Origin of the sequence: Kitasatospora sp. NPDC101176 (assembly GCF_044768035.1) — a bacterium.
In the GTDB taxonomy this organism is placed as follows: Bacteria; Actinomycetota; Actinomycetes; order Streptomycetales; family Streptomycetaceae; genus Kitasatospora.
In genome coordinates, this window is record NZ_JBIWPA010000028.1 from 62482 (window position 1) to 74883 (window position 12402).

Sequence of the window (12402 nt, forward strand, 5' to 3'; positions counted from 1 at the left end):
CTTCCTGCGCACCGCCTTCCGCCCAGACGGTCCTCTCTAGACCGGTCTACATATTCCTCCCACCCTCCCACCAAGCCGCCAGGCGGCCGCATGGGAAGTCGACCCGACCGACTTCCCATGCAGAGCGGCCGGGCCACGACCTCACGGGCGCCGGGGCCATGGGCCCAGGCGTCGGCACGCCCGACGCCTCGGCCGACGACGCGGCCGAGGCCCGTCGGCGCACGTCGACCGTGCAGGAAGTCGGCCGGGCCGACTTCCTGCGAGCCGCCGCACCCTGCCGCACAGAGCCCCACCCCACATGTAGACCGGTCTGCATATTTCACCCCTGCCGCGCGCAAGAAGTCGGCTGGGTCGACTTCCTGCGCGCGTCGATCTCCGCTGGCGGCAGACTTTCTCTAGACCGGTCTACATATTCCTTCCGCTTTGCCCGCCCGAGCCGACAGGCGGCCGCATGGGAAGTCGATCAGTCCGACGTCCCATGCTGGGGCCTCACAGGCGGGGCGGGGTCACGGCCAGGCGCGCGCCGGGGCCGGGGGCGGAGGCGGGGAGGTGGCGACGGCCAAGCGCGCCGGGGGCGGCGGCGGAGGCGGCGGTCAGGCGGTGGGTGAGCTGTCGGGGCGGCGCCGGCGGCCGGAGGTGGGGAGGGTGAGGACGGTGATGGCGGCGGCGAGGATGGCGAGGCCGACCCAGGAGGCGACGGGGAGGCGTTCGCCGAGCGCGACGACGCCGAGGAGCCCGGCGACCGCGGGTTCGGCGAGGGTGAGGGTGGTGGCGGTCCGGGCGGAGGTGTGGCGCAGGCCGTGGCCGAAGAGCCGGTAGGCGAGGAAGGTGGTGACGACGCCGAGGTGGAGCACCACGGCCGCGCCCCGCGCCGTGGCGAGCCACCCCAGGTCACCGAGCAGCAGCACCGGCAGGACCAGCAGCGCAGCCCCGCCGAACATCGCCCCCATCACACCGGCGGACGGGTGGCCGCGGGTGATGAGCTCGCTGCCGACGAGCGAGTAGGCGGCGTAGGAGAGCCCGGCGAGTGCGGCCAGCAGTACGCCGACGAGGTCCACGGTCGTTGCGCCGCCGTCGAGTTGGGGCCCGAGGACGAGGACGGCGCAGCCCAGGACGGCGGTGGCCGTGGCGCCGGCCCAGCGGCCGCTCGGCCTCCCCTGCCGGGCGAGCCAGCCGAGGAGGCCCGCGAAGACGGGTGCGCTGCCGAGGGCGATCACGGTGGCCACGGCGACGCCGGTCCGGGTCACCGCCGGGTAGAAGCCGACCGGGTACCCGACGACGGCCACCGCACCGAGCGCGAGCAGCCGGCGTTCGCGGCGGTCGCACGCCCGGGGCAGGCTCCTGGCGCTGCGGGTGGAGAGGAGGAGCAGCAGTCCGCCGAGGACGAGCGCAGCGGCGCCGATGCCGACCGCCGAGGTGCCCGCGGGGGCCAGCGAGGCGGCGGTGCCGGTGGTGCCCCAGATCAGGGCGGCGGTCAGGATCGGCAGCGGCCCGTCGAGGGGCCGGTTCCGGCGGGTGGCGCCGGTACGGGAGGTACGGGAGGTGCGGGAGGTGCGGGAAACGAGGCGCGCGGGAGCGCTGGTGCGGTTCGGCACGATCGTGAACTTCCGTCGTCGGAATCCGTCAGGTGGAGTCGGATGCGGAACGGGCGCACGTCGTCGACCCGGCGCCGGCGGAGGCCGGGCACGGGGTTTCGTCGGGCTGGGACCACCAGCGCGGGCGCCCGCTCAGGCGGACAGCGGTGGCAGCGAGACGCGCCAGTACGGGTTCACGGGCCCGATGCTACCCAGTCGACGGTCGCCGGGCGGCAGGAGTGGGTCGATCATGAATATTCACAGGTAACAGCGTTAACCTATGCAAAATCCAAAGGTGAACTAGGTTACAAACCTTGTAATCCAAGACGCCCGGTTTGCCCACATGCTGAGATCCGTGCGATAGTCAGGGCATCGAACTTCGACTGGCCCGACCTGGCGCAGTCGACGCCCATCGCGCGGCACGCACCCCCTTGGCCGGCGCGATGACTTGCAGGGGCCCCCACACGCCGGACCACGGCGACGCAGGGGGCCCCGCGTGTTTTTCGGCTCGAGCGCCCAGCCCCACGCGCCCTCGCGCAGCCCCCGCACGACCGTCCGGCCCTGCCGCGCCGGGGCCGGGAGCACGGCCGCACCAGGACCAGGACCAGGACCGGCTCAGTGCCGCTCGCGGACCTTCAGCTCGAACCAGACGCCCTTGCCGCGCGGCAGCAGGTCGGCGCCCCAGCGGTCGGCGAGGTCGTCGATGACCCGCAGCCCCCGCCCCCGCTCGTTCACCGGCCGCGGCTCGGCGAGGATCATGCAGGGCAGGGCCCGGGAGGAGTCGCGGACCTCGACGCGCAGCCAGCCCGGCTTGCGGCTGACCTGGAGGCCGATGGTGCGGCCGGCGGCGTGCCGGACGGCGTTGGAGACGAGTTCGCTGGTGAGTAACTCACCGGCTTCCAGGTGCTGGTGGAGGTCCCAGGCCTCCAGGGCCGAGAGCACCAGCCGGCGGGCCACCGGGCCGGACTCGGGCCGGGACGGCAGCCGCACCTCGTTCGGCGAGGACGGGTCGCACAGCCTGCCGCAGTACATCTCCTCGAGCTCCTCGGAGCTGAGCCGCTCGAGTGCCGCCAGCGCGCCCTGGACATCGATCCACGACGTCTCGGCGACCAAGCCGGCCCCGGGAACCGATGACTGATCTGTTTCGCCCCAACCCGCCATGCGGTCCATCATTGCGGAACGCAAGCGGCCGCGTACGGACAATGAGCAAACGATCTCCCCCGCGTCGGCATATGCCGGGTGCAAGCCGACGGCCGGACGGGGGCGGCGCACGGGCCGGACGGGGGCGCCGCACCGCCGGGAGGAGACCCGCGGCACGGGCCGCCCGGGCCGGTGGAGCGGGCGACCCGGGCCGCTCGCGCGTCAAGCCCGGGTTGCCACGAACGCGCTCCGGCCAGGCAGTTCCGCCCGGGACGTTGCCCACCCGCGGGCTCCTGCCCGCGCTGCTACCAGGCGCTCCAGGCGAGGTTCCAGCCGCTCAGGCCGTTCGCCGGGTCGAGGGTCTCCTTCTTGGTGGAGTTCTTGACGATCACCACGTCGCCGACGATCGAGCTGTCGTAGAACTTGCCCATCGACGTGGAGTCCCCGCCGCCCTTGACGTCCTTGAGGCCGACGCAGCCGTGGCTGACGTTGTCCTCGCCGAAGGCGTCGCTCCAGTAGTTGCCGTGCACGTAGGTGCCGGAGGTGGTCAGCCGCATGGAGTGCGGGACCTGGAGGTCGTAGGGGGCGCCGGTCATGCCGGGGAGGGTGCTGGACTGCATCCGCACCACGCCCTCCTTGGCCATGACGACCATGGTCCCGTTCCAGGTGGGGTGGTCGGGCGAGCCGGAGGTGATGTCGATCCGGGACGGCTGGCCGTCGCCGTGGTCGACGGTCATCGTGTGCGCGGCGGCGTCAACCGTCGAGACCTGGGATCGCCCGATCGTGAAGGGCTCGTCCCGGTCGGTGCCGTACACCCCGGGGGCGATCTCGACGTTCTTGAGCCGGTAGTGCACGACCACCTTGGTGCCGGGCTTCCAGTATTTCTCGGGGCGGAAGTCCAGTCGGCGGTCGTCGAACCAGTGGCCCTTCACCTCGGTGCCGTTGTCGGTCTCGAAGGTGATGCCCTTGGCGACGTCGGCCTTGTTCTTGACGTCCTTGCTGAAGTCCACCGAGACGATCATGCCGACGCCGTACGTCGCGTTGTCGTCCACGTTGTCGGAGGCCTTGGCGAGAGCCGTCGGCGTCAGCGTGGTGAAGCTGCTGTCCGCGGTGGCGACCGCGCCGTCGGTGTCCGCGGCCATCGCGCTCACCTGGTAGGCGGTGCCGACCGCCAGGGCGGCCGACGGGGTCCAGCTGGAGCCGTCGGCGGCGATGGTGCCGGGCACCTCCTTGCCGGACTTGTCGCTGACCTTGACGGTGGTGAGCTTGCCGCCGGTCGCCCCGATCTTCAGCGCGTTCGGCGCGACGTCCACCGAGCCGGCCTTGGGCTGGATGTCCACCACGGCCCTGGACACCTTCGGCGCGGTGCTGGTGGGCCCCGCCGCGGACGGGGAGGCGGCCGCGCCGGCCCCCAGGTCGGCCTTGGCCGCGCTGCCCGCGGCGTTCCCGCCGCCCCCGCCGCCGCACGCGGCCGTCAGGGCCATCGCCCCGCCGACCAGACCGACGGCGGCCACCCTGCGCATTCTGCGTATCGACCTCAACGTCGATCCCTCCCTCTGAAACCCCGCGATGAAGACCCCGCACCCGGAGCCACGGCCCGGGAGACCCCGGAGCCACCGGCCCCGGAAAGCCCGGACCCGAAAGCCCGGAAACCGCGGACCCGAAAGCCCGGAAACCCCGGGCCCGAAGGCCCGGAAATCCCCGGCCCGAAGGCCCCGGACGACCCCGGGCAGGAAGGCCCCGAGCCTGACACCCCGTACGCACGGCGGAAGCCGCGCGAACACGACGGACCTGACCACTACACGCACCGGCCACCGGAAAGGTTGCGCCATCCGGGGGCCGGTGCGCCCCGGGAACGCGAGCGGCCCGACCCCAACGGGTGAGGATCGGGCCGCTCGTCCGAACTGTGCTGACGAACCGGGACTACCCGGCCCGCCGGCGGGCAGGAGTTACCAGTTCGCCCAGCTGACGTTCCAGCCGCCCAGCCCGTTGGAGGGCGAGACGGTCTTCTCCTTGGTGTTCACGATCTTGACGACGTCGCCGACCATCGAGTCGTTGAAGAACTTGCCCGCGACGGAGGCGTCGCTGCCGCCCTTCTCGTCCGCCATCGAGACGCAGCCGTGGCTGGCGTTGGTCTTGCCGAACGGGTTGGCCCAGTAGTTGCCGTGCACGAAGGTGCCGGAGGTGGTCAGCCGCATGGCGTGCGGGACGTCCTGGATGTCGTACTCGCCGCCGAGACCGACGGTCTGCGAGTTCATCCGGGTGACCTTCTCCTTGGACATGATCACCATCGTCCCGCCCCAGGACGGCGTGGCGTCCGCACCCAGGGTGACCGGGACGGTGGTGGACTTGCCGTCCCGCTCCACGGTCATCTGGTGCGACTTGGCGTCCGCGGTGGAGATCTGGGAGCGGCCGATGGTGAACGGCTCGTCCTTGTCCACGTCGCCGTAGACGCCCGGGGCGACCTCGACGCTCTTCAGCCGGTACTTGATGGTGACCTTGGTGCCCGGCTTCCAGTACTCGGCCGGACGGAAGTCCAGCCGGTTGTCGCCGAACCAGTGGCCCTTCACCTCGGTGCCGTTGTTGGTCTCGAACGTGATGCCCTTGAGGACGGCGTCCTTGTTCTTCACGTTCTTGCTGAAGTCCACCGAGACGATCATGCCGACGCCGTAGGTGGAGCCGTCGCTGATGTTGTCGTTGGTGGAGACCTTCTTGTCCGGCGTCAGCGTGGTGAACGAGGTGGTGGACGCGGCCACCAGGCCCTCGGCGTCCTTGGCCTGCGCGTTCACCTTGTACGCCATGCCGACGGCGAGCGTCGCGGCGGGCTTCCAGCCGGTGCCGTCCGGGGTGATCGCGCCCTCGACCGGCTTGCCGTTCTTGTCGGTCACCTCGACCGTGGTGAGCTTTCCGTTCGAGACGGAGACCTGCAGGGCGTTGCTCGGGGCGACGTCCTGGGCACCGTCCTTCGGCTCCACGGCGAGCACCGCGGCCGAGGTCTTGGGCTCCGCGGAGGAGCCTGCCGGCGCCGCCGTCCCGTTCGCGCCCGCGGTCGCCGCGGGCGCGGCGTTGTCGCCGCCCCCCGAACCGCCCGAGCCGCCCTTGTCGTCGTTGCAGGCCGCGGTGAGCAGCAGCACCCCGCCCATGACCAACGCCATCGCCCCCCTGCGCCCGTAGCGGCTGGCGGTGCGTATCGCGGCGTCGGCCGTCTTACCCGTCTTCACGGTTTCTCCCCTCCCGGTGTCCACTCTCTTGACGCGCTGAGTGCCCCCATGAGTTGCACCGGACGCCGATCTTTCGCACCGGTGTGCGGTGCGCCGGAGCAGGATAGCCGGGCCGTATGAGGGAATCCCGAGCGGAGGTGGGTGGAGACGCGGTGAACCGGCGGTGACGATCGTCCGAAGCCACCGGCACGGCGCCGCGCCCGGGCGCGGCGCTCCGGCGCCCGCAGGCCCACGAGCCCGCAGGCCCGACAGCCGGATCGACGAGGGCGCCACCGGGCGGACACGCGCATCCCGACCGCCATCCGCCGGTAAGCCGCCGTTCAGCTGCTTCCGATCAGCGCAATCCGGGAAAGAGGAAGTGCACGGGGTCCGGGACACCCCGCCAGGGAGGGTACGGCCATGGCGTCAGGGCAGGAGCTGGAAGCCGGTGCGCGGCCGTCCGGCGGGGTCGCCGCCGAACCACCGTGGCCCGGCAGCTGGCAGCCGCTCGGCGCCCGCCACCGCACCGACCACCTCGGCCGCCGCGGCACCAACTTCGCGCTCTGGGCGGCCGGCGCCGAGGCGGTCGACCTCTGCCTGTTCGACGAGGAGGGCCGGGAGAGCCGGCACCGCCTGGCCGAGCAGGACTTCCAGATCTGGCACGGCTTCCTGCCCGGCGTGCTCCCCGGCGCCCGGTACGGCTTCCGCGTGCACGGCCGGTGGGACCCGTGGACGGGCGCCCGCTGGAACCCGGCCAAGCTGCTGCTCGACCCGTACGCCCGTGCCGTCGACGGCTGTTACACCAGTCACGACGCGGTCTGCGCGGCGGTGCGCAACTGGCCCGAGCGGGACGTCGCCGACACCGTCCGGGACAACCGCGACTCGGCCCGCTACGTGCCCAGATCCGTGGTCGTCCACGACGACGACGACTGGTACGACGACCACCGCCCCAAGACGCCCTGGGCCGAGACGGTGCTCTACGAGCTGCACGTGCGCGGCTTCACCATGCGCCACCCCGACGTCCCGCCGCAGCTGCGCGGCACCTACGCGGGCCTGGCCCACCCCGCCGCGATCGCCCACCTGACCGGACTCGGCGTGACGGCCGTCGAGCTGCTGCCGGTGCACCAGTTCGCCAGCGAGGACCACCTGCAGTCCCGCGGCCTGGTCAACTACTGGGGTTACAACACGGTCGGCTACTTCGCCCCGCACGCCGGCTACTCCGCCTCGGGCTCGCGCGGCGGCCAGGTCGGCGAGTTCAAGCGGATGGTGCGCGCGCTGCACGCCGCCGGGATCGAGGTGATCCTCGACGTGGTGTTCAACCACACCGCCGAGGGCGCCGAGCTCGGCCCGACGCTCTCGCTGCGCGGCATCGACAACGCCGCCTACTACCGGACGGCCCCGCACCGGCCGCGCGGCTACGCCGACTACACCGGCTGCGGCAACACCCTGGACACCCGCCGCCCGCAGGTGGTCCGGCTGGTCACCGACTCGCTGCGGTACTGGGTCACCGAGATGGGCGTGGACGGCTTCCGCTTCGACCTGGCGGCCGCCCTCGTCCGCGGCACCGACGGGGTGGACATGGACCACCCGTTCCTCGCCGCCGTCTCCCAGGACCCGTTGCTCAGCCGGGTGAAGCTGATCGCCGAGCCGTGGGACGTCGGCCCGGGCGGGTACCAGGTCGGCGGCTTCCCGCCGCTGTGGGCCGAGTGGAACGACAAGTACCGGGACACCGTCCGGGACTTCTGGCGCGGCGCCCGCCCGGACGTGCGCGAGCTGGGGTACCGGCTGTCCGGCTCATCCGACCTCTACCAGCGCGGCGGGCGCCGCCCGTACGCCTCCGTCAACTACGTGACCGCGCACGACGGCTTCACCCTGCGGGACCTGGTCAGCTACGACCGCAAGCACAACGAGGCCAACGGCGAGGCCAACCGGGACGGCACCGACGACAACCGCTCCTGGAACCACGGCGCCGAGGGCGAGACCACCGATCCCGAGGTCAACGCCCTGCGGCTGCGCCAGTTGCGCAACCTGATGGCCACCCTGCTGCTCTCCACCGGCGTCCCGATGATCACGGCGGGGGACGAGCTGGGACGCACCCAGGGCGGCAACAACAACGCCTACTGCCAGGACAACCCGACGAGCTGGCTGGACTGGTCGCTGCTCGCCGAGGACGCCGATCCCGGCTGGCGGGAGCTGTGCGGGCTGACGGCCCGGCTGATCCGGCTCCGCCGGGCCCACCCCGTCCTGCGGCAGCGGGCGTTCTTCTCCGGCCGGGCCACCGCGCCGGGCGGCCAGCCCGACCTCGCCTGGTTCACCCCGCTCGGCAAGGAGATGACCGAGGCCGACTGGTTCTCCCCGACGGCCTGCCTGGGCATGCTGCTGTCCGGCGCCGCGATGTCGGAGCGGGACGGCACCGGGTGCCCGGCCCGGGACGACAGCTTCCTGCTGCTGCTCAACGCCGGCCACGAACCGGTGGTGTTCACGCTGCCCGGGGAGCCCTGGGCCGCCCCGGAGGAGGCGTACGAGACGGTGGTCGACACGGCCGCCGCGGGCTCCGGCGAGCCGTTCCCGCGGGGCGCGGTGGTGCTGGGCGGGCGCTCGCTGCACCTGCTGCGCGCCCCCGCCCCGCACGCGTAGCGCCGGTCGTCGGCGTCCGGCGCCCCGTGCCCGCGGGCACGGATGGCCGGTTCTCGCCGCACCGCCCTGACAGGGGTGAAAAACCGGATGAGAAATGACGCCGCCTCGTCCTACCCTCACGACGATGGCCGAGAACAGACAAGACGACGACACCACGACCGGGCGCCGCCGCTCCACGGTCCGTTCCCTGCTGCGCCTGTGGCCCTACGCGCGGGCCGTGCGGCGCCGGTTGGCCGTCTCGGTGGGCTCCGCCGTGCTGGCCATGCTGAGCGTCCTCGCCGTCCCGCTGGTCCTCGGCCGGATCGTCGACGGACCGCTCGCCCACCACGACCTGGCCGGGCTCTGGCCCCTGGTCGGCCTGCTGCTGCTCCTCGGCCTGGTCGAGGCCGCGCTGTTCTACACCCGCCGGGTGGTCCTGGCCCGCCCGCTGGCCGGGCTGGAGACGGCCATGCGCGGCGACCTCTTCGCCAAGCTCCAGCGGCTGCCGATCTCCTTCCACGACCGGTGGGGATCCGGCCAGCTGCTCTCCCGGGCCACCGCCGACATGTACACCATGCGGCTGTTCCTGGCCTTCCCGCTGGTCTTCCTGATCGTCAACTCGGTGATGTTCCTGGCCGGCACGGCGGTGATGTTCACCCAGGACTGGCGCCTGGCGCTGATCACCCTGCTGCCCGCCGTCCCGCTGTTCCTGCTGACCCGGCGCTTCGAGCACGGCTACTCCGGCGCCTCCCGGCTCGCCCAGGACCAGAACGGCGACCTCGCCACCGTCGTCGAGGAGTCCGTCCTCGGCATCCGCATCCTCAAGGCCTTCGGCCGGCACCGCTCGATGGCCGAGCGCTTCCGCGCGCAGTCCCACGAGCTGCGCCGCACCGAGCTGCGCAAGGCGGGGCTGCTGGCCAACCTGTGGGCGGTCATCGTCGGCCTGCCGGAGCTCGCCCTCGGCTGTGCCCTCGCCGCCGGCGCCTACCTGGTCGCCCACGACGAGCTGAGCGCCGGCACCCTGGTCGCTTTCCTCTCCACCGCGCTCGCGCTGCGCTGGCCGGTCGAGTCGCTCGGCTGGCTGCTCGCCTACGCCAACGAGGCCGCCACCGCCACCGACCGCTTCTTCGAGGTGCTGGACGAGCCCGAGGACGCCGACCGCCACACCGCCGACGGCCCCGGCCCGACCGACGGACAGGGCTCCGGCCCCACCGCCGACGGCATCCGGTTCAGCGGCGTCCGCTTCCGCTACCCCGACGCCCCGGACGACACCCCCGACCTGCTGGCCGGCATCGAGCTGCACGTCCGCAGCGGCGAGACGATGGCCCTGGTCGGCGCCACCGGCAGCGGCAAGACCACGCTCACCGCACTGCTCCCCCGCCTCTACGAGGCCACCGGCGGCACCATCACCCTGGACGGCCGGGACATCCGCGAGCTGTCCCGGGAGCGGCTGCGCGAGCTGGTCGCCGTCGCCTTCGAGGAGCCCACCCTGTTCTCCGCCACCGTCCGGGAGAACGTCCTGATGGGCGCCCCCGGCGCCGGCGAGGAACGGCTGCGCTCCGCCCTGTCCACCGCCCAGGCCGGCTTCGTCGACAAGCTCCCGGCCGGGGTGGACACCGAGGTCGGCGAGCAGGGCCTGAGCCTGTCCGGCGGGCAGCGCCAGCGGCTGGCGCTGGCCCGCGCCGTGGTCGGCGACCCGGCCTTCCTGGTGCTGGACGACCCGCTCTCCGCGCTCGACGTGCACACCGAGGCGCTGGTCGAGCGGGCGCTGCGCGAGGTCCTCGGCTCCACCACCGCCCTGGTGGTCGCCCACCGCCCGAGCACCGTGCTGCTCGCCGACCGGGTCGCGGTGCTCGCCGACGGCCGGATCGAGGCCGTCGGCACCCACCAGGACCTGCTGCGCGACTGCGCGCACTACCGCGAACTGATGTCGGGCGAGGCCGCCCTCCTGCCGGACGGCCCCCTCGTGCTGGAGAAGGGGCCTGCCCGATGACCACCACCGTCGAGCCCGCGCCGGTCGCGGAGGAGGAACTGCCGCCTCCCCCGGCCGACGAGGAGGACATCCCCGTCCCGCCCGGCGCGCCGGGGGCACTGCTGCGCTCGCTGCTGGGCCCGCACCGGGCCCGGATCGCCGTCGCGATGGTGGTGATCCTGGTCCAGCAGGCCGCCCTGCAGTCCGGCCCGCTGCTGGTCGCCGTCGCGATGGACCGCGGCATCCCGGCGCTGCGCGGCCACGACGCCGGGCCGCTGGTCGCGGTGGTCTGCGCCTACCTGGGCTGCGCTCTGCTCAGCCCGCTGCTGCAGTGGGCGTTCATCAAGATCAGCGCCCGGGTCAACCAGGACATCCTGCTGGAGCTGCGCGGCCGGATCTTCCGGCACGCCCAGCGGCTCAGCCTGGACTTCCACGAGCGCTACACCTCGGGCCGGATCATCTCGCGCGCCACCAGCGACGTGGACGCGCTGCGCGAGCTGCTCTCCGAGGGCCTGCAGGAGCTGCTGACCGTCTTCCTGTCGCTCTGCTACATCTCGGTGCTGCTGCTGGTGCTGGACTGGCGCCTCGGTCTGGTGTCCCTGGTGTCGATCCTGCCGCTGGCCCTGATCGCCCGGTCCTTCCGCCGCCGCTCCCGCCGGGTCTACCGCCGCTCGCGCACCTCGGCGGCCTCGCTGATCGTCCGCTTCACCGAGACCATGAACGGCATCCGCCCGGTGCAGGCCTTCCGCCGCGAGCGGGCGAACGACGCGGCCTTCGCCGTGGTCAACGAGCGCTCGGCCACCGCGACCGCGGACGGCCTGCTGGAGATCGCCCGGTACGTCGGCCTCTCCCGCGCCACCGCCAACGTGTGGACCGCCGGCATGGTGCTGCTCGGCGCCTACCTGGTCACCGACGGCACGCTGGAGCTGGGCGTGCTCACCGCCTTCGTGCTCTACCTGCGCCGGCTCTACGACCCGATCGACCAGCTGGCGATGTTCCTGAACAGCTACCAGTCGGCCGCCGCCGCGCTGGAGAAGATCGCCGGTCTGCTCGCCCACGAGCCGACGGTGGCCGAGCCCGCCGAGCCCGCCGACCTGCCGCCGGCCACCGGCAAGGGCCGCGAGGTCCGCTTCGAGCGGGCCCGCTTCGCCTACCGCACCGGCAAGGAGGTGCTGCCGCCCTTCGACCTGCTGATCCCGGCCGGACAGACGGTGGCGGTGGTCGGCGCGACGGGCGCCGGCAAGTCGACGGTCGCCAAGCTGCTGGCCCGCTTCTACGACCCGACGGACGGCCGGATCCGGCTGGACGGCGTCGACCTGCGCGACCTCGCCACCCCCGAGCTGCGGCGCGGGGTGGTGATGGTGACCCAGGAGTCCTTCCTGTTCTCCGGCACCGTCGCCGAGAACATCGCGATCGGCCGCCCCGGCGCGACCCGCGAGGAGGTCGAGCAGGCCGCCCGGGACATCGGCGCGCACGAGTTCGTCGCCGCGCTTCCGGACGGCTTCGACACCGACGTGCGCAAGCGCGGCGGCCGGATCTCCGCCGGCCAGCGCCAGCTCGTCGCCTTCGCCCGCGCCCTGCTCGCCGATCCCGCCGTGCTGATCCTCGACGAGGCGACCAGCTCGCTGGACGTCCCCGGCGAGCAGGCCGTCCAGCGGGCCATGCGCACGGTGCTGGCCGGGCGGACGGCCGTGATCATCGCGCACCGGCTCTCCACGGTGGAGATCGCCGACCGCGTCCTGGTGATGGACCAGGGCCGGATCGTCGAGGACGGCTCCCCGCAGGAGCTGGTCGACGGATCCGGCCGCTTCGCCGCCCTCCACCGGGCCTGGCGGGACAGCCTCGTCTGAGGTGTGCCCGGTGCCGCCGGACGCACCGGGGGCGTGCCCCGTGCGCGTCC

At 73.0% G+C, this 12402-nt stretch carries 7 protein-coding genes; 3 read left to right on the forward strand and 4 right to left on the reverse strand.

All coding sequences use genetic code 11. The features are described from left to right. Positions 1 to 593: 593 nt before the first annotated feature. From ACIRS1_RS29710 to ACIRS1_RS29725, 4 genes are all read right to left on the reverse strand, one after another. Positions 594 to 1595: a DMT family transporter gene (locus ACIRS1_RS29710; RefSeq protein ID WP_402845091.1), complete on the reverse strand. Its 1002-nt coding sequence runs from the start codon at positions 1593 to 1595 to the stop codon at positions 594 to 596. A gap of 594 nt (positions 1596 to 2189) precedes the next feature. Next, complete coding sequence (locus tag ACIRS1_RS29715) at positions 2190 to 2687, reverse strand: ATP-binding protein (RefSeq protein WP_402845093.1); 498 nt, start codon at positions 2685 to 2687, stop codon at positions 2190 to 2192. Between the two features lie 332 nt (positions 2688 to 3019). Then, positions 3020 to 4237, reverse strand: a complete 1218-nt coding sequence (locus ACIRS1_RS29720) for an Ig-like domain-containing protein (RefSeq protein ID WP_402845095.1) — start codon at positions 4235 to 4237, stop codon at positions 3020 to 3022. A 426-nt stretch (positions 4238 to 4663) separates the two neighbouring features. Next, positions 4664 to 5935 (reverse strand): Ig-like domain-containing protein, encoded by a 1272-nt coding sequence (locus ACIRS1_RS29725; protein ID WP_402845097.1) that lies wholly within the window; start codon positions 5933 to 5935, stop codon positions 4664 to 4666. Positions 5936 to 6334: 399 nt separating this feature from the next. Here ACIRS1_RS29725 and glgX point away from each other — a divergent pair, with 399 nt between their 5' ends. The 3 genes from glgX to ACIRS1_RS29740 all read left to right on the forward strand — a co-directional run bounded on the left by glgX (position 6335) and on the right by ACIRS1_RS29740 (position 12352). Then, complete coding sequence (gene glgX / locus ACIRS1_RS29730) at positions 6335 to 8551, forward strand: glycogen debranching protein GlgX (RefSeq protein ID WP_387902210.1); 2217 nt, start codon at positions 6335 to 6337, stop codon at positions 8549 to 8551. Positions 8552 to 8675: 124 nt separating this feature from the next. Next, on the forward strand, positions 8676 to 10523 hold the full coding sequence (locus ACIRS1_RS29735; protein WP_402845099.1) for an ABC transporter ATP-binding protein: 1848 nt from the start codon (positions 8676 to 8678) through the stop codon (positions 10521 to 10523). After that, the gene (locus ACIRS1_RS29740; RefSeq protein ID WP_402845101.1) at positions 10520 to 12352 is read left to right on the forward strand and encodes an ABC transporter ATP-binding protein; all 1833 of its coding nucleotides are present in this window, start codon (positions 10520 to 10522) and stop codon (positions 12350 to 12352) included. Before ACIRS1_RS29735 ends, ACIRS1_RS29740 begins: the two co-directional genes overlap by 4 nt. Positions 12353 to 12402: the final 50 nt, after the last annotated feature.